24 protein-coding genes and 3 tRNA genes are annotated in these 21,823 nt (G+C 70.8%); 5 read left to right on the top strand and 22 right to left on the bottom strand.

Going from position 1 to position 21,823, the window contains the following annotated elements; translation table 11 throughout:
* Positions 1-4 precede the first annotated feature (4 nt).
* From MKD51_RS14260 to MKD51_RS14230, 6 genes are all read right to left on the bottom strand, one after another.
* The gene (locus MKD51_RS14260; protein WP_240241151.1) at positions 5-274 is read right to left on the bottom strand and encodes a hypothetical protein; all 270 of its coding nucleotides are present in this window, start codon (positions 272-274) and stop codon (positions 5-7) included.
* Between the two features lie 21 nt (positions 275-295).
* Positions 296-2,047, bottom strand: a complete 1,752-nt coding sequence (lysS, locus tag MKD51_RS14255) for a lysine--tRNA ligase (protein ID WP_240241150.1) — start codon at positions 2,045-2,047, stop codon at positions 296-298.
* Positions 2,048-2,157: 110 nt separating this feature from the next.
* A complete protein-coding gene (gene panC, locus MKD51_RS14250) occupies positions 2,158-3,033 on the bottom strand; it encodes a pantoate--beta-alanine ligase (protein ID WP_240241149.1) in 876 nt (291 codons plus the stop codon).
* A 28-nt stretch (positions 3,034-3,061) separates the two neighbouring features.
* Entirely contained in the window at positions 3,062-3,757 is a 696-nt protein-coding gene (locus MKD51_RS14245; protein ID WP_240241148.1) for a DUF2520 domain-containing protein, read from the bottom strand.
* A complete protein-coding gene (locus MKD51_RS14235) occupies positions 3,754-6,030 on the bottom strand; it encodes a PH domain-containing protein (protein ID WP_346986731.1) in 2,277 nt (758 codons plus the stop codon). Before MKD51_RS14235 ends, MKD51_RS14245 begins: the two co-directional genes overlap by 4 nt.
* On the bottom strand, positions 6,027-6,521 hold the full coding sequence (locus MKD51_RS14230; protein ID WP_240241147.1) for a PH domain-containing protein: 495 nt from the start codon (positions 6,519-6,521) through the stop codon (positions 6,027-6,029). The genes MKD51_RS14235 and MKD51_RS14230 overlap by 4 nt, the downstream gene beginning before the upstream one ends.
* Before the next feature lie 124 nt (positions 6,522-6,645).
* Here MKD51_RS14230 and MKD51_RS14225 point away from each other — a divergent pair, with 124 nt between their 5' ends.
* A complete protein-coding gene (locus MKD51_RS14225) occupies positions 6,646-7,635 on the top strand; it encodes an LCP family protein (protein WP_240241146.1) in 990 nt (329 codons plus the stop codon).
* 54 nt (positions 7,636-7,689) lie between these two features.
* Here MKD51_RS14225 and MKD51_RS14220 read toward each other — a convergent pair whose 3' ends face one another.
* From MKD51_RS14220 to tilS, 12 genes are all read right to left on the bottom strand, one after another.
* Positions 7,690-8,154: a DUF3180 family protein gene (locus MKD51_RS14220; protein ID WP_240241145.1), complete on the bottom strand. Its 465-nt coding sequence runs from the start codon at positions 8,152-8,154 to the stop codon at positions 7,690-7,692.
* Positions 8,151-8,651: a 2-amino-4-hydroxy-6-hydroxymethyldihydropteridine diphosphokinase gene (gene folK, locus MKD51_RS14215; RefSeq protein WP_240241144.1), complete on the bottom strand. Its 501-nt coding sequence runs from the start codon at positions 8,649-8,651 to the stop codon at positions 8,151-8,153. The genes MKD51_RS14220 and folK overlap by 4 nt, the downstream gene beginning before the upstream one ends.
* Entirely contained in the window at positions 8,648-9,850 is a 1,203-nt protein-coding gene (gene folP / locus MKD51_RS14210) for a dihydropteroate synthase (RefSeq protein ID WP_240241143.1), read from the bottom strand. The genes folK and folP overlap by 4 nt, the downstream gene beginning before the upstream one ends.
* Before the next feature lie 2 nt (positions 9,851-9,852).
* Positions 9,853-10,419 carry a GTP cyclohydrolase I FolE gene (folE, locus tag MKD51_RS14205; protein WP_240241142.1) on the bottom strand — a complete coding sequence of 189 codons (567 nt, stop codon included), beginning with the start codon at positions 10,417-10,419 and terminating at the stop codon, positions 9,853-9,855.
* Positions 10,419-12,374, bottom strand: coding sequence for an ATP-dependent zinc metalloprotease FtsH (gene ftsH / locus MKD51_RS14200; protein WP_240241141.1), 1,956 nt, complete (start codon positions 12,372-12,374; stop codon positions 10,419-10,421). The genes folE and ftsH overlap by 1 nt, the downstream gene beginning before the upstream one ends.
* 94 nt (positions 12,375-12,468) lie before the next feature.
* Positions 12,469-13,191, bottom strand: a complete 723-nt coding sequence (locus MKD51_RS14195) for a hypothetical protein (protein ID WP_240241140.1) — start codon at positions 13,189-13,191, stop codon at positions 12,469-12,471.
* A 56-nt stretch (positions 13,192-13,247) separates the two neighbouring features.
* Positions 13,248-13,799, bottom strand: coding sequence for a hypoxanthine phosphoribosyltransferase (hpt, locus tag MKD51_RS14190; protein ID WP_240241139.1), 552 nt, complete (start codon positions 13,797-13,799; stop codon positions 13,248-13,250).
* 136 nt (positions 13,800-13,935) lie between these two features.
* Positions 13,936-14,682: a hypothetical protein gene (locus tag MKD51_RS14185; protein WP_240241138.1), complete on the bottom strand. Its 747-nt coding sequence runs from the start codon at positions 14,680-14,682 to the stop codon at positions 13,936-13,938.
* Positions 14,682-15,149 carry a hypothetical protein gene (locus tag MKD51_RS14180; RefSeq protein WP_240241137.1) on the bottom strand — a complete coding sequence of 156 codons (468 nt, stop codon included), beginning with the start codon at positions 15,147-15,149 and terminating at the stop codon, positions 14,682-14,684. The genes MKD51_RS14185 and MKD51_RS14180 overlap by 1 nt, the downstream gene beginning before the upstream one ends.
* Before the next feature lie 51 nt (positions 15,150-15,200).
* On the bottom strand, positions 15,201-15,452 hold the full coding sequence (locus MKD51_RS14175; protein WP_240241136.1) for a hypothetical protein: 252 nt from the start codon (positions 15,450-15,452) through the stop codon (positions 15,201-15,203).
* A gap of 110 nt (positions 15,453-15,562) precedes the next feature.
* Positions 15,563-15,811, bottom strand: a complete 249-nt coding sequence (locus tag MKD51_RS14170) for a hypothetical protein (protein WP_240241135.1) — start codon at positions 15,809-15,811, stop codon at positions 15,563-15,565.
* Positions 15,812-16,189: 378 nt separating this feature from the next.
* Positions 16,190-17,182: a tRNA lysidine(34) synthetase TilS gene (tilS, locus tag MKD51_RS14165; protein WP_240241134.1), complete on the bottom strand. Its 993-nt coding sequence runs from the start codon at positions 17,180-17,182 to the stop codon at positions 16,190-16,192.
* A gap of 47 nt (positions 17,183-17,229) precedes the next feature.
* On the opposite strand from tilS, the gene MKD51_RS14160 reads away from it, so the two are divergent.
* Entirely contained in the window at positions 17,230-17,775 is a 546-nt protein-coding gene (locus tag MKD51_RS14160) for an inorganic diphosphatase (RefSeq protein ID WP_277604033.1), read from the top strand.
* A gap of 60 nt (positions 17,776-17,835) precedes the next feature.
* Here MKD51_RS14160 and MKD51_RS14155 read toward each other — a convergent pair whose 3' ends face one another.
* Positions 17,836-19,254 (bottom strand): M23 family metallopeptidase, encoded by a 1,419-nt coding sequence (locus tag MKD51_RS14155; RefSeq protein WP_240241132.1) that lies wholly within the window; start codon positions 19,252-19,254, stop codon positions 17,836-17,838.
* Between the two features lie 254 nt (positions 19,255-19,508).
* On the opposite strand from MKD51_RS14155, the gene MKD51_RS14150 reads away from it, so the two are divergent.
* The 3 genes from MKD51_RS14150 (at position 19,509) to MKD51_RS14140 (ending at position 19,847) form a co-directional block, all read left to right on the top strand.
* A tRNA-Glu gene (locus MKD51_RS14150) sits at positions 19,509-19,581 on the top strand.
* A gap of 41 nt (positions 19,582-19,622) precedes the next feature.
* A tRNA-Asp gene (locus MKD51_RS14145) sits at positions 19,623-19,697 on the top strand.
* A 74-nt stretch (positions 19,698-19,771) separates the two neighbouring features.
* A tRNA-Phe gene (locus MKD51_RS14140) sits at positions 19,772-19,847 on the top strand.
* An 86-nt stretch (positions 19,848-19,933) separates the two neighbouring features.
* Here the strand turns inward: MKD51_RS14140 and MKD51_RS14135 are convergent.
* The 3 genes from MKD51_RS14135 to MKD51_RS14125 all read right to left on the bottom strand — a co-directional run bounded on the left by MKD51_RS14135 (position 19,934) and on the right by MKD51_RS14125 (position 21,820).
* Entirely contained in the window at positions 19,934-20,635 is a 702-nt protein-coding gene (locus MKD51_RS14135; RefSeq protein ID WP_240241131.1) for an NAD(P)-binding domain-containing protein, read from the bottom strand.
* Positions 20,636-20,729: 94 nt separating this feature from the next.
* A complete protein-coding gene (locus MKD51_RS14130) occupies positions 20,730-21,188 on the bottom strand; it encodes a pyridoxamine 5'-phosphate oxidase family protein (protein ID WP_240241130.1) in 459 nt (152 codons plus the stop codon).
* A gap of 32 nt (positions 21,189-21,220) precedes the next feature.
* Entirely contained in the window at positions 21,221-21,820 is a 600-nt protein-coding gene (locus MKD51_RS14125; protein ID WP_240241129.1) for a 1-acyl-sn-glycerol-3-phosphate acyltransferase, read from the bottom strand.
* Positions 21,821-21,823 lie beyond the last annotated feature (3 nt).

Below are 21,823 nucleotides of genomic sequence, written 5' to 3'. Positions count from 1 at the left end.
TGGACTATCCAGCTGGAGGCTCGCCGTGCCGGAGATCCTCCGGCCGCCGAGCCTGCAGCGCCTCATCGGCCGATGCATCCGTCACCGACGCTGCGGCAGTGCCCCTCGGAGGCAGACCCATCTTGATGCGCTCTTCTGCTTCGACGCGGTCGTACTCGCGGCGCGCGGTGCGATCGCCGCGGATGATCATGCGCATGACCATCCAGAAGATGAGCCCGAGCACGATTGTCGGGACGAGCGAGAAGATCGCGTTCCCCCACCAGCTCTCAGGCATGGGCCCAGTCTACCGGCCGCGTCAGCTCAGCAGCTCGCGCACCCGCTCGCGGCCGATCGCGAGCAGCAGGGTCGGGATGCGTGGGCCGGTCTCGCGGCCGACGAGCAGGCGGTAGAGCAGCGCGAAGAAGGCGCGCTGCGCGGCCGAGAGCTCCTTGTCGCCCTTCACCATGGCGCCGGGCTCGAGGCCGCGCTGCACCTTGGCGACGCCGTAGACCTGGAAGGTGAGGCCGTCGAGCGTCCACGCCTCCTCGATCGCGGGCAGCCCCTGGCCGCCGTCGAGCAGCAGCCGGATGGCGTCGCGCTCCGTCTCGGTGAGCGCGTCGAGCGCCGCGCGGTCGGGGCTCTCTCGCACTGACGTGTGCTCCTCGGCGGGCATGTGGGTGCCGACCCAGGTCTCGACCCGGTCGAGGCGCGGGCGCAGCGAGTCGAGCTCGGTGATCGGGTCGTCGGCGTCGAGTCCGCCGATGATGCGCAGCACCTGCGCCTCGTCGCCGAAGGTGAGGTCGACGACGGATGCGAGGGTGCGGAAGGCGACGCGGCGCGGCGTCTCGGGCAGGCGCTCGTGCGCCGTCGAGGTGGCGCGCTCGAGCGCGGCGAGCTCCGCGTCGCCAGCTGTGCCGGCCGTGGCCTTGCGCTGCAGCGCATCCCACTCGTCGTAGGTGCGCTGCAGCTCGGAGCCGAAGGCAACGTCGAAGGACTGGTTCATGCGACGGCGGGCGTAGAGCCAGCGCAGCACGGGAGCCTCCATGACGGCGAGCGCATCCGAGGGCGTCGGGGCTCCGCCGCGCGACGACGACATCTTGGCGACGCCGCCGAAGCCCACGAAGGCGTACATCGGGCCGAGCGGCCGCTCCCAGCCGAACACCGGCGCGAGCTGCAGGCCCACCTGGAAGGAGGAGCCGGGGCTCTGGTGGTCGACGCCGCTGGGCTCGAACACGACCTGCTCGAAGGCCCAGCGCATCGGCCAGTCGACCTTCCAGACCAGCTTGCCGGAGCGGAACTCGCGCAGCAGCACCGTCTCGCGGTGCCCGCACTGGCACGAGTAGGTCATCTCGGTCGAGTCGTCGTCGTAGGCCTCGATGGTGGTGAGGTCCTTGCCGCAGCTCGTGCAGTAGGGCTTGTAGGGGTAGTACTCGGTGCCGCCGGAGCCGTCGTCCTCGGCGGCCGCGCCCGACGACGCCTCGAGCGCCTTCTGCAGCTCCTCGTCGTCATCCTTGGCGGCGGGCAGCGTGCGGTACTGCGCCAGGATCGCGTCGATCTCGCGGCGGTGGCGCATGGCGTGCAGGATCTGCTCGGTGTAGGCGCCGGCGGCGTACTGCTCGGTCTGGCTGATGCCGCGGTAGCGCACGCCCGCCTCGGCGAACCCGGCCTCGGCGGCGCTGCGGAAGTGCGCGGCCCACGAGTCGTGCTCGCTGCCGGGAGGGGCCGGCACGCTCGTGAGCGGCTTGCCGATGTGCTCGGCCCACGACGCGTCGACGCCCTCGATGCCGGCGGGCACCTTGCGGAAGCGGTCGTAGTCGTCCCAGCTGAAGATGTGCTCGGCCTCGAGGCCGCGCCGCTGGATCTCGTCGACGACCAGGTGCGGGCTCATCACCTCGCGGAAGTTGCCCAGGTGCACGGGGCCGGACGGCGAGATGCCGGATGCGGCCACGGGCTTGGTCCCGCGACGCTCGGCCTCGGCGATCACCTCGTCGGCCAGCCGCGAGACCCAATCGGCTCGCTCGTGGTCGGGGGCCGGCTCGGCAGTGCTGTCGTGGGGCGTCTCGGTCACGACTGTCGATCCTACCGGCGGTGACACATCCGCCACCCGTCCGCCGACTGCCCGACTGCCCGTCGAGGCCCTGCACCTCGGACCGCAGCGGCTCGGGCTCGGACCTCAGCTCACGGGATGCTGAAGATCGCGTTGTCGATCAGGCGCACGGCGTTGGTCGATGCCGTGCCGACGCGAGCGGCCACGAGCACCTGCACCAGGCCGTGGTGCGACTCGTTCGCGAAGGCGAAGGTGCGCGGGTCGACGACCGCGAGGTAGTCGAGCTGCACGCCCGTGTCCGACTGGAAGACCGACTGCGCCGCCGCCAGCATCGCCTCGACTCCGCGGTCGGCCGCAGAGCCTGCGGCCTCCAGCGCGCGCGAGAGCGCGAGCGCATCCTGCCGCTCCCCCGCCTGCAGCATCGCGTTGCGGCTCGAGAGTGCGAGGCCGTCGGGCTCCCGCACCGTCGGCACGCCGATGATCTCGACCGGCAGATCGAGGTCGCGCACCATGCGGCGCACGAGGAAGAGCTGCTGCGCATCCTTCTCGCCGAAGAGCGCCACATCAGGCGCCACGATCGAGAAGAGCTTCGTGACCACCGTGAGCACGCCGTCGTAGTGCCCGGGGCGGCTGCGACCCTCGAGCACGGTGCCGAGATGGCCGGCGGTGACGAGCGTGGCCGAACGCCCCCCATCCGGGTACATCTCCTCGACCGTCGGCATGAAGACCGCCTCGACGCCGAGCACGATGAGCTGCTCGGTGTCGGTCTGCGGGGTGCGCGGGTAGCGGTCGAGATCCTCGTGCGGGCCGAACTGCAGCGGGTTGACGAAGACCGAGGCGATGACGGTCTCGGCGCGCTCGCGGGCTCTGCGCACCAGCTCGAGGTGCCCCCGGTGCAGCGCGCCCATGGTCGGCACCAGCGCGACGCGGCGGCCGGCGGCGCGCTCGGCTGCGACGAAGGCGCGAGCCTCGGCGATGGTGGTCAGGGTGCGGATGGGTGCGGGCACCACGACAGACTATGCGGGCTCGGCGGGGTCAGGGCTCGATGGGCGGATCGGGGTAGCGCGCGAGGGCCGTCTCGACGGCGGAGCGGACGACGCCGCCGAGCACCTGCGAGGGGCGCTCGACGCCGATCTCGTGCAGCTGCCGCAGGGCCTGCGCGACGAGCCCCGCGGCGAAGTCACGGGCTGCAGCGACCGCCTCGGCGTAGGCGGGGCGGTCGGCCTCGGCGACCACGATCGGCTCGGCGCCCATCTCGACCGCGAGCGCCTGGCCGATCGGCAGCACCGGGCCGGGCGCGGTGACGGCGATCGTGGCCTCGAGCAGTCGCGAGAGGTCGAGCGACGTGCCGGTGAAGCTCATCGCGGGGTGCAGCGCGATCGGGATCGCGCCGCGCTCGATGGCGGGGCGCAGCACCTCGGTGCCGTGCTCGGCGGCCGTGTGCACGACCAGCTGGCCCGGCTGCCATGCGCCCGTGGCGGCAAGGCCGGCGACGAGATCGGCCAAGGCTTCGGTCGGCACCGTCAGCAGCACAAGCTCGCTGCGCTCGACGATCGTCGGGGCATCGAGGATCTCCACGCCGGGCAGCATCGCCTCCGCGCGCTCGATCGCGTCGAAGCCGGTCGCGGTGATGCCGATGATCGCGTGGCCCGCCCCGGCGAGCGCGGCGCCCAGCACGGGCCCGACCCGCCCGGCGCCGATGATGCCGACGCCGAGCCTGCCGGGCCTCATTCCTGGTCGCGCGGCGGGACGCTGCGCGGGTCGGGCTGCTGCGGAGCCTGCTGGCCGTTCGATGGCGGGCTCTGCGGCGGGCGCTGCTCATGTGGCGGCTGCGGCGCCGATTGGCCGAAGCTCGGGCCGGCGTTCCTGGGCTGCTGGGGATGCGTCGGCGCGGCCACGCTCTGCGGCGGCTGAGCGGGTGCAGGCGGAGCCTGCGGCGGCATCGCCTGCTGCGGCGTCTGCGGGCGCTGCCACTGCTGCTGCTGCGGCGGCTGGCCCTGCGGCGTGCTCGGCTGCTGCCACTGCTGCGGCGCGGGCTGACCCTGCTGCTGGCCCTGCGGCGCGCTCGGCTGCTGCCACTGCTGCTGGCCCTGCGGCGCGCTCGGCGGCTGCCACTGCTGCTGCGGCGCGCTGGGCTGCTGCCACTGCTGCTGCGGCGCGCTGGGCTGCTGCCACTGCTGCTGGGCCGGCGGCACGCCCGGCTGCTGCCACTGCTGCTGCGGCACCGCTCCTCGACCGACGGGAGCGGGCGCGGGCTCCGGCATCAGTCCGTCCTGCACCGCGGGTGCGGTCGCGAGCACCGCGTTGCGCGACAGCGACGATGCCCACGACTCCGACGCATCCCGATCGATCGCGATCTTGATGGTGCGGGTGGCGTGCTCGAAGAGTGTGTGGGCATCCTGCTGGTCGATCGCGCCGATGCTGGGCGAGAGCACCGTGCCCGGCACGTGGAACTGCACGCGCGCGAGCCGCGCCATGCCGTAGATGGGGCCCTGCTGCACGGCGACCGACTGCACGCGCGCGCCGGGCACGAGCTGCAGCGAGCGCCAGATGCGGCCGTGGCGCAGCAGGAACGCGGCATCGTGCACGTGGAAGCCGTTGCGCCGCACCGAGAACCAGCGGAAGGCGCGCGCTCGCGGCGGGCTGACGACGAAGGCGTCGGGAGCCTGACCGAACAGCCCCTGGTCGACCAGCGGCGAGTGCGCGAGCTCTGGCAGCACGAGGCCGATCACGGTGCGCACATCGCGCAGGTCGCCGACTGGCAGCAGGTAGCTGGCCATCTGCTGGCTCTGGCCCTGGTTCGTGCCGTCGCTCGACATCTTGCCGGCGCGCGTGAACGACACCTGCCACCAGCCGAACGGCCGCCACAGCAACGGCTGCTTCACCTGCAGCGCGAAGATGCGGCCAGGAGGCAGGATCTCGGTCGTCGTGGAGGCGAGGCCATAGGCGAGGCGGATGCCGTCGGGCGTCGCCGCGATCGAGTAGCGCAGCTTCGCGCCAAGCGAGCGCAAGGCGGCGGCGAGGAACGCGATCGCGCTGGGCACCAACGCGAAGACCGCCCACCACTGCTGCAGAGCGAGCACCAGCACGGCAACGGCGATCACAGAGAGCACCGCCCAGACGATCAAGCCGTCGAGCAGCGAAGACAGGACGATCCGTCCCACCGGGATGCGCACGAGCGAGTCGGGCGCGATGTGCGAGATCTCGGCGTCCGGCCGCAGGAACTCGTCGACCACGCCGCTGGCCGCAGCAGCCGCCTGCCGCTCGGCCGCGAGCCGCTCGTTGTCTGCCGTGGAGCGCCCGGAGGCGCGGTTCAGGATCTCGTAGCGCAGCGCATCCGCCACCGAAGAGCTCAGGTAGTTGAGGTCGACGTTGGAGTCGTTGCCCGCCTGCTGGATCTCGAACTTGCAGGCGCCCAGCAGCCGCGCGAACCAGGGCTTCTGGATGTTGATGCCCTGGATGCGCGAGAGGGGCGCACGGCGGTGCTTCTTGACGAAGATGCCCTGCTGCACCTCGACCGCGTCGCCCGTGATGCGGAAGCGGTGCACCCGCCAGCCGATCCAGAACAGCGCGATGAGCAGCAGCACGAGGCCGATCACGCCGAGCGTGACCCAGACGAGCTGGGAGACGACGAAGTCACCGAAGGCGTCCTGGCTCCAGTCGCCATCCTCGAACTCATCAGGCACGAAGAGCGCGATGAGCCGGTCGCGGAAGATCGAGAAGAGGATGCCGAGGAAGATGATGAGCGACAGGCCGCCGCGCAGCAGCGGACTGGCGGGGTGCAGCCGGTGCCACTCGCCGTCGATGAGGCCCGCCGCCTTGGCGCGGGCGTCCTGCGGGGCGGGAGCCTGCGTCGCAGGCTGGCCCGGATGGGTCGGGCCGGCCTGGGCGGGCCACTGCGGCTGGCCGTGCTGCGGCGGGCCCCACTGCTGGCCCGGCTGCGGCTGGCCCGGCTGGCCCGGCTGACCCGGAGGCGGAGCCTGCGGCATGCGGGGGTCGGTCACAGGCCTGCCCGCCGCGACTCGGAGACCGCGACCAGGTGGTCGCGCAGCTGCTCGGCGGTGTCGCCCGGCATGCCGGGGATCGCGATCGCGCTGGACGCCGCTGCCGTGACGAACTTCAGCGACTTGAGCCCGAACATCCGCTCGACCGGGCCCTGCGTGATGTCGACGATCTGCATGCGGCCGTAGGGCACGGCGACGAAGCGGCGGAAGAGCATGCCGCGTCGCACGAGCAGGTCGTCCTGACGCTGCAGGTAGCCGATCGTGCGCGTGCGGAGGAAGGAGAAGACGACGCCGATCACGATCAGCAGGATCGCGGCGCCCAGCGGCAGCCAGCCCCACAAGGGCATGTCGCCGTCGTTCGCGAACCAGATCGGCACCGTGGCTCCGATGCCGAGGATCAGCCACCAGATGACCGTGCTGATCGACTCGACGCTCGCGTAGCGCATGCTGATGCGCTGCCACTCGCCAGTGACATCCAGGCGCTCTGCCACGGGTTCCTCCTCGTGCGATGGGGGTCGGTCCGGCCGGCTCGGCGAGGGTCTCGCCTGTGCAGGCTGCGGCCGTGTCCCAGGCTAGTCCGAGGAGCCTGAACGGCACTTCTGCGATACTGCCTCGGTGACGGCAGAGATCAAGAAGCAGAAGCACGTCGGCCGATGGGTCGCAGTGGGCATCGTCGGCGTTATCGTGCTGGCCCTGCTGGCCGCGATCGGCTGGTACTTCGTGCGTGTCAACCCCTCGGTGCAGCAGGTCGAGACGATCGAGACCGCGTTCCCCGAGGAGTCGCTGCGGCCCGAGGCCGGCGAGGGCGACGGACAGCCGGTCAACGTGCTGCTGCTGGGCACCGACGCACGCGGCGAGGGCGACTCGCTGCTGACCGACCTCGGCGACCGCGCCGACACCATCCTGGTGGCCCACATCCCGCCGGATCGCGAGAGCGTGCAGATCATGTCGATCATGCGCGACTCGTGGGTCGAGATCCCCGGTCACGGCATGGCGAAGGTGAACTCCGCGCTCGCCTACGGCGGCGTGCCGCTCATGGTGCAGGTGGTCGAGGGCATCATCGACCAGCGCATCGACCACGTCTCGATCATCGACTTCGCCGGCTTCGAGGGGCTCACCGAGTCTATGGGCGGCGTGACCGTGAACAACGACATCGCCTTCTCGTATCACGGCTACGACTACCCGCAGGGCGAGATCACCATCCAGGGCGAAGAGGCCCTCATCTATGTGCGCGCCCGCTCGCCCTTCAGCGATGGCGACTACCAGCGCGTGCACAACCAGCGCGCGTTCCTGCGCGGGCTGATGACGCAGCTGATGACGCGCGAGAATCTCACGAACCCCAACCGGATGGCCGACATCCTCGCCACCATCTCGCCGCACGTCGCCACCAGCGACACCTTCGACCTGGGCACCGTGGCGTCGCTCGGGTCGCAGCTGGCGGGCATCGGCAACTCCAACATCCAGACCTTCACGATGCCGACGCTCGGCACAGGCATGGAGGGGTCGCAGTCGGTGGTGCACGTCAACTGGGATGGCGTGGAGGAGATCCGCGCCGCCTTCGACGAGGAGTCGATGACGACGTTCGAGCCTCCCGCCGAGAGGTAGCGCGGGGCTTCGACACGCCGTGCCTCCCGCGCGGCGGCACAGCCGGCAGGCGCGCTACGCCGCGGTGCCCGCCGCCGCTGCCGCATCGTCGTCGTCGGGCGGCAGCACGCACCAGTGCTCGGCCAGCAGCCCCGCGATGAGCTGCACGAGCGCACCGCCGGCGACCACGGCGAGCGTGAGCACGGTGTCGCTCGCGACCACCGCACGCGTGAGGAAGAAGCCCAGCGCACCGAGCGCGGCACCGCCCAGCAGCGCGCCGACGATCGACGAGGCCTTCGCGAAGCCCAGCACCGCAGTGGCGTGCCGGTAGCCGACGCGGCGCTTGCCCTGCGCGGCCTGCCGCACGGGCCAGGCCATCACCAGCAGCACCGCGGCCAGCAGCAGCAGCGCGAAGCCCAGCGTGAACGGCGGCACGATCGCCGCCCTGCCGCTCATCACGAGCATCGCCTCGAGCATCCACGCGAGCGCCCCAGACACCAGCACGGTCAGCAGGATCACCGTCGGCGTCGTGCGCGTCACGGCAGCCTCCACACATCGCCGTCGACGTAGTCGGCCAGCTCGGCGACCGAGCCCTGGCCCGGCAGCACGGCGTCGGGCTCGACCTCGAGCCACGGCTGCAGCACGAACTGCCGCTGGTGGGCCCGCGGGTGCGGCAGCACGAGCCGGTCCTCAGCCCGCTCGATGCCGCCCATCGAGACGATGTCGATGTCGATCGTGCGCGGCCCCCAGCGTGCCTCGCGGACGCGCCCGAGGGCATCCTCGACCGCCCCCATCGCATCGAGCAGGTCGATGGGCTCCATCGCCGTCGCGACGATCAGCACGATGTTGACGTAGTCGGGCGAGAGGCCCTCGCCGTCGGGGTGCCACGACGGCGACTCCCAGTTGCTGGAGCGCGCGAGCACGCGGATGTCGTCGATGGACTCGATGGCGCGCACGGCGGCATCGATGGTGCCGACGCGGTCGCCGAGATTGGCGCCGAGGGAGAGCACGGCGCGGCGCTCGGCAGCGAGTCTCATCGCTCTCCCCTGCCGCGGCGCACCGTGACGGCGACGTCGCCGAACGGCACAGCGATGGGCGCCGACGGCTTGTGGACGGTGACGGATGCGTGCAGCACGCGGCGGTGGGAGAGGCACACGTCGACGAGGCGATCCGCGAGCGCCTCGATGAGGTCGAGCGGGTCACGACCCACCGCAGCGGCGAGTTGCTCGGCGAGCTCGCCATAGTGCACGGTGTCGGTGACGTCGTCGCTCACGATCGCGTCGGAGATGTCGACCTCGAGGTGGGCGTCGATGACGAACTCCTGGCCCGCCTCGCGCTCCTCCGACAGCACGCCGTGGTGGCCGAAGGCGCGGACGCCGCGCAGCTCGATGGTGCCGTGAGTCGCGGTGCCGGCCCGCTCGGCTGCGTCCTGCTCGCCGAGCTGCTGCGCCGCGAGCGCACGCAGCGCCGAGACGGTGGAGGCGACGTCGTGCACCCGCACGGCCGATGCGCCCTTCTGCGCAGCGAGCAGCGAGGTCGCCGCCGTCGCGGCGTCGCGCTCCGCGGCATCCGCGCCCTCTGGCAGCAGCTCGCCCAGGAAGCGCTTGCGGCTGGTGCCGACGAGCACGGGCAGCCGGCTCTGCCACAGCCGCCAGACAGAGGCCAGCAGCCGCCAGTTGTCGTCGGGCTCCTTCGAGAACCCGAAGCCGGGGTCGAGGATGATGCGCTCGCGCGGGATGCCGGCCAGGATCGCGGCGTCGACGCGCGATGCGAGGTGGGCGAGCACCTCCTCGACGACATCGTCGTAGTGCGTGTCCTGCGTCACGTCGATGCCGCGCGAGTGCATGAGCACGATGCGCGCGCCGCCCTCGGCGACGGTGCGCAGCATGTCGGGGTCGTGCAGCCCGGCGGTGACGTCGTTGACGATCTCGGCACCCGCCTCCATGACCGCGCGGGCAGTGGATGCATGGATGGTGTCGACGGAGACGCGGATGCCCTCGCGCACGAGCTCCTGCACGACGGGGAGGATGCGCGCCAGCTCTTCCGCGGGGTCGATCGGATCTGCACCGGGCCGGGTGGACTCACCGCCGATGTCGATCACGTCGGCACCCTGCGCGCGCAGCCGGCGCGCGTGCGCGATCGCGGCACCCGCATCGACGTAGCGTCCGCCGTCGCTGAAGGAGTCGGGCGTGACGTTGAGGATGCCCCAGACCTCCGTCTGCTGCCGTCGACCCATCGCTATCTCCGCTCTCCGATGAGCGCCATGATCTCAGCCCGCTCGATGGGCTCGGCGAGCTGTCCGCGGCTCGCCACCGTCACCGTCGTCGACTTGGCCTGTCGCGCCCCGCGTGCGCTGACGCATCCATGGGTCGCCTCGACCACAACGAGCACCCCGCGCGGCTCGAGGCCCGCCTCGAGCGCGTCTGCGATCTCGTCGGTGAGGCGCTCCTGGATCTGCGGGCGGGATGCGACGACGTCGACGACGGCGGGGATGCGGCCGAGACCGACGATGCGGTCGCCCGGCAGATAGGCCACGTGCGCGACGCCCGAGAACGGGAGCAGATGGTGCTCGCACATCGAGCGGAACTCGAGGTCGCGCAGCAGCACGAGCTCACCCGTCTCACCCTCGAGGCCGAGCGTGTCGAGCTGCTCGGTGGGGTCGGCGCCGACGCCCGCGAAGTACTCGGCGTAGGCGGTCGCGACGCGGCGCGGGGTGTCCCGCAGCCCCGCGCGCTCGGGGTCGTCGCCGATCGCCGCGAGCAGCTCGCGGACGGCCGCCTCGACGCGCTCGCGATCGACAGCCATCAGGCCGGGGCTTCGCTCTCGACGTCGGGCTCGACGGCCTCATCGACGTGCTGGGAGACGGGCAGCTCGATCGGCGGGCGATCGCTCACCGGCCGGTCGGGGTGCGAGAGCCACTGCGGGCGCTCCGGCAGCTTCTGCACGTCGTGGAAGATCTCCTCCAGCGCGAGGTGGTCGAGCGTCTCGCGCTCGAGCAGCTCGCCCGCAAGCCGGTCGAGCACGTCGCGGTTGGTGTTGAGCACCTGCCAGGCCTCGGTGTGCGCCTGCTCGATGATCGCCCGCACCTCGTGGTCGACGGTCTCGGAGAGCGTCTCGGAGTAGTCGCGGCTGGAGCCGGTGTCGCGGCCGAAGAACTGCTCGCCCTGCGAGTTGCCGAGCTTGACGGCGCCGATGGCGCTCGTCATGCCGTACTCGATCACCATCTTGCGGGCGATGCCGGTGGCCTTCTCGATGTCATTGCCGGCACCAGTGGTCGGATCGTGGAAGACGATCTCCTCGGCTACTCGGCCGCCCATCGCGTAGGTGAGCTGGTCGAGCAGCTCGTTGCGGGTGACGGAGTAGCGGTCGTTCACCGGCAGCACCATCGTGTAGCCGAGTGCGCGCCCGCGCGGCAGGATCGTCACCTTCGTGACCGGGTCGGAGTGGCGCATCGCGGCCGCCGCGAGGGCGTGGCCGCCCTCGTGGTAGGCGGTGATGAGCCTCTCCTTGTCGTTCATGATGCGCGTGCGACGCTGCGGGCCGGCCATCACGCGATCGACGGCCTCGTCGAGGGTCACGTCGGTGATCACGGTCGCGTTATTGCGCGCCGTCAGCAGCGCGGCCTCGTTGAGCACGTTCGCGAGGTCGGCACCCGTGAAGCCGGGCGTCTTGCGCGCCAGCACGGCGAAGTCGACGCCCTCAGCGATCGGCTTGCCCTGCGCGTGCACGCTGAGGATGGTCTCGCGACCCTTCATGTCGGGCGCGTCGACACCGATCTGGCGGTCGAAGCGGCCGGGACGCAGCAGTGCCGGGTCGAGGATGTCGGGACGGTTCGTCGCCGCGATCAGGATCACGTTGGTCTTGACGTCGAAGCCATCCATCTCGACCAGCAGCTGGTTGAGAGTCTGCTCGCGCTCATCGTGACCGCCGCCGAGGCCTGCGCCGCGGTGTCGGCCGACGGCGTCGATCTCGTCGACGAAGATGATCGCCGGCGCGCTCTGCTTCGCCTGCTCGAACAGATCCCGCACGCGGCTGGCTCCGACGCCCACGAACATCTCGACGAAGTCGGAGCCCGAGATCGAGTAGAAGGGCACGCCGGCTTCGCCGGCGACCGCACGGGCGAGCAGGGTCTTGCCGGTGCCGGGAGGGCCGTACAGCAGCACGCCCTTCGGGATGCGCGCGCCGACCGCCTGGAACTTCGTCGGGTCCTGCAGGAACTCCTTGATCTCGCCGAGCTCCTCGACCGCTTCGTCAGCGCCGGCGATGTCCGAGAACTTCACCTGCGGCGTGTCCTTGGTCATCAGCTGCGCCTTGGACTTGCCGAACTGCATCACGCCGCGGTTGCCGCCGGCCATGCGGGTCATGAAGAAGTAGAAGAGGCCACCCAGCAGCAGCACCGGCAGCAGGATGCCGAGCATCGACAGCAGCCAGTTGGCCTGCGGCACCTCGTCGACGTAGCCGCCCTCGGGGTCGGCGGCGGTGACCGCAGCCACCACGGCCTCGCCGCGCGGGCCGACGTAGTAGAACTGCACCCGCTGGCCGAACTCCGCGTCTGCCTCGGTGAGCACGAGGTCGACCCGCTGCTCGCCATCGACGATGCGTGCCTGCTGCACGCGACCGTCCTCGATCATCTGCATGCCCACATCCGTCTGCACGGATCGGAACTGCGGCGTCATGAAGAAGCTGAACGCCACGCCGACGATGAGGAGTGCGATGACGATCCAGGGGATCGGCCCGCGCAGGAACTTCTTGAAGCTCATGACGCCCTTCTGAGTCTCGATGCGATCAGGCTATCCCGCGGAATCAGGCGGGCTGCCGCCTGTTCGCTCAGGGCCTGTGCAGGCTGTGAGCGAGCTACGACTGCAGCTCGAGCGACATCAGGATCGCCCGGATCTGCTGGAACTCGGGGTCGCTCAGGTAGGCCTCGCCGTCGGCCGCCGACCCGACCTGCCAGGCAGCGGCCTCGCCGGCGCCGTCCACGACCACCTCGGAGCCGAAGCCGATGGTGCCGGCGCTCGACTCGAACGCGTTGATGATCGGGCATCGGGGCGACTGCGCATCGGCGGAGGGACGCAGGCCGACGCTCACGACCCACTGCTCGCCCAGCTGCACCGCGGCGGCGCCGAAGGCGATGCCCGAGGCGCCCTGCAGCTGCACGTCCTGCCGCTCGAGGATGGCGGTGCGCCACGCGACCGCCACGCCGTCGCCGTTCAGGCAGCGGCCGTCGCCGGTGTCGGGAGACTCGCGGTAGAGCAGCTGGCGCTCTCCATCGGCTCGCAGCACGTCGAGCCCGCCATCGGCCTCGCGCACCGTCCAGTCGGCGGGGATGCGGAAGGTCGCGTTGCCGGTCGGCGCCGGGATCTGCTGCCAATCGCTCGTGTCGACACCCGCGATCTCTGCGGGAAGGCTCGAGGAGACCTCAGGTGTCGGCTCGGCCGGCGTGGTCGGCGGCGGCGCCGTGATGCCGGGAGGGACGCTGGGCTCCGGCGTCGGGTCGGGCGCCGACGAGCACGCGACGAGCGCGCTCGCGGCGAGGATCAGGGCGACGGATGCGCGCGCTCGTGCACGGGACTGCATCCCCCCATCATGCCCCGAGTTGCTCGCCCATCGCTGAACGGGGGGCGATCGCCGCCTCACTCGTAGACGTGCGGGGCGAGCACGCCGATGCCGCGCAGGTTGCGGTACTGCTCGGCGTAGTCGAGGCCGTAGCCGATGACGAACTCGTTCGGGATGTCGAAGCCGCAGTACTTCACGTCGACCTGGACCTTCAGCGCATCCGGCTTGCGCAGCATCGTGAGGATCTCGACGGATGCGGCGCCGCGCGACTCCAGGTTGCCGCGCAGCCACGAGAGCGTGAGGCCGGAGTCGATGATGTCCTCGACGATGAGCACGTTGCGGCCCGTGAGGTCGCTGTCGAGGTCCTTGAGGATGCGCACGACGCCGGAGGAGACCGTGCCGGAGCCGTAGGAGGAGACGGCCATCCAGTCCATCTCGATGTGGCGGTGGAGGGCACGTGCGAGATCGGCCATCACCATCACCGCGCCGCGCAGCACGCCCACGAGCAGCAGATCCTTGCCCTCGTAGTCGGCCTCGATGCGGCGTGCGAGCTCCTCGAGCTTCGCGTGCAGCTCCTCCTCGGTGATGAGGGTCTTGGCGAGGTCTGATTCGACGTGCTCGAACTCCATGGGCGCTCCCGGATCGCGGCTGGCAGGTGCGACCAACCTATCGGCGTGTGCGACGCCGCGCCGCGCGTGCGGGTGGGCGGATGCGCGGCGCGGCCGGGCGGGTAAGTCGAGCTCGAAGGTGCGGAGGGCCTCCCGCTCAACCCGGCAGCGCGGGCGACGGGATCGCCGTGAGGTCGAGCGTGCCGATGATCTCCATGAGCAGCGCCGCCTCGTCGCCCTCGAGCCAGGCGATGGCTTCCGCCTCCGATGGCATCTCGCGCAGGGTCAGGAATGAGATCGTTCGCTCGCCGTCCTGCACCATCAGCCCGGGATGCGAGTCTCCGAAGCAAGTCGCGGTCGTGAGGCCGACGATCGCCCGGAAGCCCTGGTCCTGCGAACCCGACCACCAGGCGGTTGCCGCGTGTTCGAGGTACGCCTCGTCGAAGACGTCGACGCTGGCGCGCTCGGCGTCGTCGAGCGTGGCGGCAGGCTCGCTCGCCACGATGCCGAACCGCGCGCCAGCGCCCACATCCTCGCCTGGCCCATCCCAGTACGTCAGCTGCACAGTGCCACGCTCGTCCACGAGCCCGACGCTGTTCTGCCAGTGGAGCTCGCCGTCGTACTGCAGCTCCTCGCCGCCCATCCGTGCGGTCCAGCCCGGTGGGATCAGGAAGCTCGCGGTGCCGTTGGGCGTGGCGAGCTCCTGCCACTCGGCGTGCGGGTCGCTCGCGGCTGGCGCTGTGGTCGGCACCGGGCTCGGCTCGGCTGGCGCAGTCGGAGTCACCGCTGGCGCCGGCTCGGCGACGGCGTGCGACGGCGCCGTCGTCGGTGCGCTTGCAGTCTGGGAGCATGCGGCGAGCACCATTGTCAGCATCGTCGCGGCGACGATCGTCGCGGTGCGCATCAGGCCGTCTCGAACGAGCGCAGGATCTCGACGATCGTGCGGTACTCCTGCGCCTCCATGTACGCGCGGGCGTCGTCGAGCGAGTCGACCGTCCAGAGCGCGTCCTCGCCCGTCGAGCCCATCTGGAAGTGCGTGCCGAAACCGACGCCGCCATCCGAGCTGCCAGAGACGAAGTAGACGACGCACGTATGCTCGGCTTCCAGACGAACCTCGTCGGTGATGCCGATGCCGACGCGCCAGCGGTCATCGACCGTCCCGAGCGCCACGGTGGCGATGACGGACTCGCCCTCCGAATCGAGCGTGCCGACGGGCTGCGCGGGCTCGGAGGCGAGCACTTCGAGCGTCTGCAGACTGCCTTCGCCGCAGGTGCCGCCGATGTCGACGAAGTCATACATCGCGAGCAGCTGCTGGCCGTTTGGCGCGGTCAGCGTCGCGCTGTCCGTCCAGCGTTCGTATGGGTCTTGCACGTCGTCGCGGTCCGCGTCCGGAGCGAAGAACTCCGACTCGGACTCGAGCGTCTAATCAGGCGGGTATCGGAACGCGACCGATCCGTCGTCGGTGGCGAACTCGTGCCATCCGCTCGTATCGATCGCGTCCGGCCCGGCGACATCTGCGGGCTCATCGGTCGCGCTCGCCGCAGGCGTCGGCTCAGGTGTCGGCGTCGGCGCGGTGGTGGGCGCGGTCGGCTCTGCCGTCGGCTGCGCGCAGCCCGTCAGAGTCAGCAGCAGGATGCCGAGGGCAGCGGGTGCTGCCGGTCGTCGCGCTCGCATCGTGGATCCTCTCCCGACGGACACGAAGCATCCGTCACCCTGTCATGTCCACACTGCGTCAGAGGTCACAGCTGCAATGTCACAGTTCGGCAACGGTGTCGCGCCTCACGTCAGACGAGGTACTCCAGCGAGAGCAGGATCTGCTGCAAGGTCGCGTACTCGTCGGTCTCGATGTAGGCATTCGCGTCGTCGAGCGAGTCAACGATCCAGACGTCGGCATCGCCGATGCCTGTCACCTGCGCCTCTGAGCCGAAGGTGAGGATGCCGCCGAGCTCGCCGTCCGCGGCGGGACCGCCGACGATGAAGTAGAACGGGCAGCCGATGGGCTCGCGAAGCCGCTCCGCATCGGTGATGCCCATGCCCACGTTCCATCGGCCGTCCAGTCCGGCGGGATGCGGAACCGCGTGCGGCCGCTCTCGAGCTGGACCGTCTGCCAGTCGGCGGTCGGATCCTCGATGGCGCTCGGCTCCGGAGCGGTGGTCACCGTTGGCGTCGGAGTCGACGGTGGTGTGGTCGGTGACGCGGTCGGCGAGGAGGGCGCCTCAGCTCCGACGCCGGCGCAGCCGGTGAGGACGAGTGCGGCGACGAGCAGCGGTGCTGCGGTGCGGTGGCGTCTGCGTGCGTGCATGAGGATCCTCTCCAGACGGATGCGACGCATCCGTCACACCGTCATGTCCAGGAGCCGATGCAGGTCACACGAGCCAGATCACGGTTCGGCAACGTCTGCCGCAACGACCTCAGGCCGCGACGAAGACGAGCCTGCGGCCCTCGCGGGTGACGCGGATGCCGGGCAGGTGGATCGGGCCCTGGCCGTGCCAGTCGGTGACGAGCCGCGAGACCTCGAGCGTCTGCTGCCGACTGAGCGCGGTGTGGAACTCGCTCTGCACGGCGAGGCGGATGATGCGCTGGCGCAGGGCGGGCGGGTTCGCCGCGAGCGCGCCGGCGTCGAGCGAGAGCCCGCCCTCGGCGTGCTCGACCAGGTCGAGGATCTGCTCCTGCGCGAAGTGCGCGAGCGCCTCGGCGTCCTCGCGCAGCGTGTCGGCCGTGCGGGTGAGTGCCAGGGCGACGCCGCCGCCGAGCACCTCGTCGAGCATCGGCAGCACCCTGTGGCGAACGCGCACGCGCAGGAAGCGGTCGTCGTCGTTGTGCGGGTCGCGCCACGGCTCGAGACCGGCGTCTGCACAGGCCTGGTGGGTGGTCGCTCGGCGCACCTGCAGCAGCGGTCGCCGCAGGAACCCGATGCGCCGGTGCATGCCCCAGAGGCTCTCGGCGCCTGAGCCGCGTGCGAGGCCGATGAGCACCGTCTCTGCCTGGTCGTCGAGGGTGTGGCCGAGCAGCACCGCCGCTGCGCCCTCCTCCTTGCGAGCCTGCAGGAGTGCCGCATAGCGGGCCTGACGGGCCGCGGCCTCAGGGCTGCCGTCACCTGCCACCTGCACGGGGATCACGCGCACGGGGTCGAGGCCCAGCTCGCGCGCCTGCTCTGCTGCTCGGGCCGAGGTCTCGGCGCTGGATGGCTGCAGCCCGTGGTCGACGATGACGGCGCCGGCCCGGAGCCCCGCGCGCTCGGCCTCGAAGGCCGTCGCAGCCGCAAGTGCAAGGGAGTCCGGTCCGCCCGAGAGCGCGACCAGCAGCAGCGAACCCGGCTCCAGGTCGACCGTCGCCTCGCGCACGGCCCGGCGCACGTCGGCGACAGCAGGCGTCAGCCGAGGTCGACGGTCGTTTTCGGGCATGAAGTAACCTTATGCCGATTCCCCACCCCCACGAGAAGGAGCCGCCGTTGGCCGCCTACGACGTCGTCATCGAGATCCCCAAGGGGAGCCGCAACAAGTATGAGCTCGACCATGAGTCGGGTCGCGTCTACCTCGACCGCGTGCTGTTCACGACCTTCGTCTACCCCACCGACTACGGGTTCTTCGAGGGCACGCTCGGGCTCGACGGCGACCCCGTCGACGCGCTGGTGCTGCTCGAGTACTCGGTGCCGCCCGGTGTGTTCGTGCGCGTGCGCCCGATCGGGCAGCTGAACATGGAGGACGACGGCGGTATCGACACCAAGGTCATCTGCGTGCTGGAGAAGGACCCGCGCTGGGCGCACATCCAGGACATCGAGGATGTGCCGCAGCAGACGCGGAACGAGATCGAGCACTTCTTCGAGCACTACAAGGACCTCGAGCCGGGCAAGTGGGCCAAGCTCGGCGGCTGGGAGGGCGCCGCCGCCGCCGAGGCAACCGTGCAGGCCGGCTTCGCCGCGTTCGACGCGGAGCACGGCGACGAGAGCGATGAGCCGGTCGAGAAGCCCGAGGGCGGCCGCGACGTCACCGACTGATCGCGACGACAGAAGGGGGGCGCACCGTCAGGTGCGCCCCCCTTCTGCGTAGTCGTGCACTCAGCGCAGGTAGACCCCGCGTGCGTTCAGGAACGACTCCGGGTTGGTGAGCGTGCCGCCGACACGCAGCTGGAAGTGCAGGTGGCAGCCGGTCGAGTGACCCGTCGAGCCCTCGTATGCCACGACCTGGCCGGCGCTCACGCGCTGCCCCGGGGACACGTGCGCGGGACGGATCATGTGGAAGTACTCGCTCTGCACGCCGCCGCCGTGATTGATGTAGAGCATGTTGGCGCCGTAGATGTCGCGCGAGCGCAGCGAGACCACGCCATCCGCTGCGGCGTAGATCGGGGTGCCGCAGCCCGCCGAGATGTCGACGCCAGCGTGCAGCTTGCGGCCCAGCACACCCACCGGGTCGTTGCGCCAACCGTAGGAGGAGGTGAAGCGGCCGTAGTGCGGTGTCACCCAGCCGCTGTTGCTGGGCGGGGCGACCGGCACGGAGCCGCCGCCACCGCTGCTGCTGCCGCCGCCACCGCCGCCACCGCCGTTGTTGTTGTTGTTGGCAGCTGCGGCCGCCGCGGCGATCCGGCGCTGCTCGGCGAGCGCTGCCTGGCGCGCGGCCTCCCGCTCAGCCGCCTCGCGGGCGAGGCGCAGCCGCTCCTGCTCGGCCAGCCACGCGCGGTGCGCTTGGCCCGCCTGATAGTCCTCCTCGGTCGCGGCCCGGTCCTCGACCAGCACCTCGAGCTGCGCCTCGAGCTCCACACGGTGCTCCTGCTGCTGCACCACGGCAGCCTGTGCAGCGGCCGCGGCCTCCTGCGCTGCGAGGTAGGCCGCGTCGGCAGCCTCCTTCAGCGCCTGCAGCTCGTCACGAGCGACTGCTGCCTGATCCTGGAGCGACTGCGCGGTGTTGGCATCCTGCTGCGCCTGCTCGTAGAGCGTGTCGGCGGTGCCAGCGACGCGGTCCATGAGGTCGAGGCGGTAGAGCCATGACTCGGCGGAGCCGGGGTTCGCGAAGAGCTCTGCGCTCATGTCGCCGGTGCCGCCGGAGCGAGCGAGCTGCGCGGCGAGCTGGCCTGCGGCGAGCTGCGACTCCCCTGCACGGCCGGACGCCTCATCGGCCTGCTGCTGCAATCGCTCGGCGACGGCGACGGCCTCGTCGTAGACGCGCTGCGCCTCGATCGCCGCCGCGGCCGCCCGGTCGGACTCGGCCTGGGCGTTCACCGCCTCGGTCTCGAGCTGCGAGATGAGCGCGCGGATCTGGTTGATCTGCTCGCCCTTGGCGTTCACGTTGCCGCGCGCGGCTTCGACCTCTGCCCAGGTCGGGAAGCCGTACTCATCGACGGCCTCCGCCTGCGGGATGCCAGGAACGATCAGCGAGGCGACGATGCTGCCGACGGCCACGGTGGCTGCGACGCCGAGACGGAGGCCGCGCCAGCGCGCGCTCGCTCCGTCGGCACGTGCCGACCTGTCGGGCTGGGCCATGGTCTCCCCGTTCGGCAGCGTCGAAGCGCTGCATCGTCCACCATCGTGCACCCGGGCCTGGCCGCGGTCACGACACAATCTCGCTAACGGTATCAACCGTCATGCTCCACCTGAAGGTTGGATTGGGCGAACGCTCAGGTGGGCGTGTCGTGAGACCGGGCGACGCGACTCGCGCATCCGTCGTCTCCTCGGTTTGCACGGAGGCTCCGACGTCATGTAACGTGGCTCCTCGGTAGTCGTGTGCTCCGGCATTCGGCCCCATCGTTTAGTGGCCTAGGACACCGCCCTTTCACGGCGGCAGCACGGGTTCGAATCCCGTTGGGGTCACTCTCTACGGATTCACTCTGTACGATGAGTACTACCAGTTAGGCCCTGTAGCGCAGTTTGGTTAGCGCGCCGCCCTGTCACGGCGGAGGTCGCGGGTTCAAGTCCCGTCAGGGTCGCTCAGCCTCGGCCCTCTCGAAAGAGAGGGTCTTGTGCAAGGACGGGCGCGAGTCCGTCCGGCTCGCAAGAGCCCGGCTCTGTAGCTCAGTTGGTAGAGCGCACGACTGAAAATCGTGAGGTCACGGGATCGACGCCCGTCGGAGCCACCACAGAAGCCCCCGCACAGCGGGGGCTTCGTCATTGGTGCGGTGCGCCTGAGCCTCAAGACACGCGCAGGCGACGCGAACCGGATGCGTCAGTCGGTCTCGAGCAGGCCGCGCAGCGTCGCAGCGTTCTCGTTCGCCCCGAACGCCGGCCAGCCGGGCTGCAGCCGCAGGCCCGCATCGAGCGACTCGAGCACGACAGGGTCGAAGCCGAAGCCGTCGACCAAGCTCGCCGTGCGCTCGACATCGAGGGCATCATCACCCGCGATCGCGATCGCGCGCCGCTGCACGTGGCCGGTCGGTCGCGGCCACTCCGCCAGGTCGTGGTAGCCCATGTGATTGAACGCCTTCACGATGCGTGAGCCCGGCAGGAACGCCTGCACGATCGTGCTCGTCGGCAGCGCTGGATCCGTGAACTCGTCGCGGATCCCGTCGGTCTCCCACCAGTAGTTCATGGCGTCGATGACGAGCTTGCCCTCGAGCTGCTCGACGGGGAGGCGGTCGTACTGGCCGAGCGGCAGGGCGAGGATGACCACGTCGGCCGCGGCAGCCGCATCCGCCGACACCATCGCCTCGGCGCCCGGAGCCAGGTACTCGACGATCAGCCGGATCCGCGCTGCGCTGCCGGAGCCTGCGATGAGGGTGCGGTGGCCCGCTGCCAGCGACAGCTTGGCGAGCACGGTGCCGATCTTGCCGGCGCCCAGGATGGCGATCGTCTGCGTCGCCGCGGGTCGTACGCCGTCGGTCTGCACGATCTCCATGGTGCCCGTGCTCGACTCGACCGGCTGCGACATGCGCTCACTCCCCCTGTTGCCCTTCCAGTCTGACAACACGGGATGGGGTGGGTCGCATTCCCGCCGGCGACCCGCTGGAGAGCCGCCGTCGGGCTCAGTCGGTCGCGTCGACGGCCGTCGCGCTGCTGGCCGCGGGCGGTGCCCAGCGATGGAAGCGCCGGCCGGAGACTCGCTCGAGGTCGATGCGGATGAACTCGCGCTCCGCGGTGGGGATGAGCGGGTGGATGGGCAGCTGCTCCGCGGCCTTCAGCTCGTCTGCGGCCTCGAGCCGGCGCGCTGTGCCGTGCCCGATCACGCTCCAGGCTTCCTTCACACCGATGTTGTCGATCTCGAAGACGACCTCGTCGGCCTGCAGCGCGGTTGCCAGCTTGGTGCCGGGCGCCGTGCGGAAGGTGATCGCGCGCTCTGCTGCGTGGTAGTTGATCGGGAACACGTCGAGCACGTCGCCGACGCGGAACGCGATGCGCCCGAACTCGAACAGCCCGAGCAGCTTGAGGCACTCGGCCTCGCTGATGTCGTGGACGGGGCTGTCGGACGCGGGGTGCTCGGCCATGGCCTCATGGTCGCATCGGCCGCCCGGTCGCGCTAGGGCTGCTCCGCCAGGCGCTGCGCGAGCCCCGCCTCGTCGGCGAGCCGCGGCTCGGTCGTGCGCTCCGGGATGATGCCGCGCTTGTCGCCGTAGAAGGCGCGGATGCGATCCATGTCGGCCGGCACATCGCCCGTGAGCTCGATGGTCGGCCCGAGGCCGGTCGTGCCCGTCGTGGAGTCGACGAAGCCGAGCGTGATGGGCACGCCCGCCTCGTAGGCGATGCGGTAGAAGCCGCTCCGCCACTGCCGCGAGCTGCGCGTGCCGTCGGGCGTCACGACGATCGCGGCGCGCGGGTCAGCGCGGGTGAGCTCGATGACGCGCTCGACGAGTCCTGCAGGGTCGTCGCGGTCGACGGGAATCCCGCCGAGCCAGTGCATGACCCGGCCGAAGGGGCCCTGGAACAGCTCGCGCTTGCCGAGCCACTTGACCGCCAGTCCCGCATCCCACGAGATCGCGAGCATGAGCACGAAGTCGCGGTTGGACGTGTGCGGGGCACCGATCAGCAGCCGCGGGCCCTCATAGGGTGGCTGCTCGCGCTGCAGCTGCCATGGGCTCAGCACCCAGTGCAGCCGCGCGAGCGCCCGGCGGACCGGCATCCG

It is taken from the genome of Agrococcus sp. ARC_14, from assembly GCF_022436485.1.
GTDB lineage: Bacteria > Actinomycetota > Actinomycetes > Actinomycetales > Microbacteriaceae > Agrococcus.
This window is presented reverse-complemented; position numbering and strand designations above follow the sequence as displayed.

Excerpts from the sequence above, each read along its gene's own strand:
- MKD51_RS14260 (WP_240241151.1), bottom strand. The coding sequence starts at position 274 with ATGCCTGAGAGCTGGTGGGGGAACGCGATCTTCTCGCTCGTCCCGACA.
- MKD51_RS14245 (WP_240241148.1), bottom strand. The coding sequence starts at position 3,757 with ATGAGGCCCGGCAGGCTCGGCGTCGGCATCATCGGCGCCGGGCGGGTC.
- folK (WP_240241144.1), bottom strand. The coding sequence starts at position 8,651 with ATGAGACTCGCTGCCGAGCGCCGCGCCGTGCTCTCCCTCGGCGCCAAT.
- folP (WP_240241143.1), bottom strand. The coding sequence starts at position 9,850 with ATGGGTCGACGGCAGCAGACGGAGGTCTGGGGCATCCTCAACGTCACG.
- folE (WP_240241142.1), bottom strand. The coding sequence starts at position 10,419 with ATGGCTGTCGATCGCGAGCGCGTCGAGGCGGCCGTCCGCGAGCTGCTC.
- ftsH (WP_240241141.1), bottom strand. The coding sequence starts at position 12,374 with ATGAGCTTCAAGAAGTTCCTGCGCGGGCCGATCCCCTGGATCGTCATC.
- MKD51_RS14195 (WP_240241140.1), bottom strand. The coding sequence starts at position 13,191 with ATGCAGTCCCGTGCACGAGCGCGCGCATCCGTCGCCCTGATCCTCGCC.
- hpt (WP_240241139.1), bottom strand. The coding sequence starts at position 13,799 with ATGGAGTTCGAGCACGTCGAATCAGACCTCGCCAAGACCCTCATCACC.
- MKD51_RS14185 (WP_240241138.1), bottom strand. The coding sequence starts at position 14,682 with ATGCGCACCGCGACGATCGTCGCCGCGACGATGCTGACAATGGTGCTC.
- MKD51_RS14175 (WP_240241136.1), bottom strand. The coding sequence starts at position 15,452 with ATGCGAGCGCGACGACCGGCAGCACCCGCTGCCCTCGGCATCCTGCTG.
- MKD51_RS14170 (WP_240241135.1), bottom strand. The coding sequence starts at position 15,811 with ATGGGCATCACCGATGCGGAGCGGCTTCGCGAGCCCATCGGCTGCCCG.
- tilS (WP_240241134.1), bottom strand. The coding sequence starts at position 17,182 with ATGCCCGAAAACGACCGTCGACCTCGGCTGACGCCTGCTGTCGCCGAC.
- MKD51_RS14155 (WP_240241132.1), bottom strand. The coding sequence starts at position 19,254 with ATGGCCCAGCCCGACAGGTCGGCACGTGCCGACGGAGCGAGCGCGCGC.
- MKD51_RS14135 (WP_240241131.1), bottom strand. The coding sequence starts at position 20,635 with ATGTCGCAGCCGGTCGAGTCGAGCACGGGCACCATGGAGATCGTGCAG.
- MKD51_RS14130 (WP_240241130.1), bottom strand. The coding sequence starts at position 21,188 with ATGGCCGAGCACCCCGCGTCCGACAGCCCCGTCCACGACATCAGCGAG.
- MKD51_RS14125 (WP_240241129.1), bottom strand. The coding sequence starts at position 21,820 with ATGCCGGTCCGCCGGGCGCTCGCGCGGCTGCACTGGGTGCTGAGCCCA.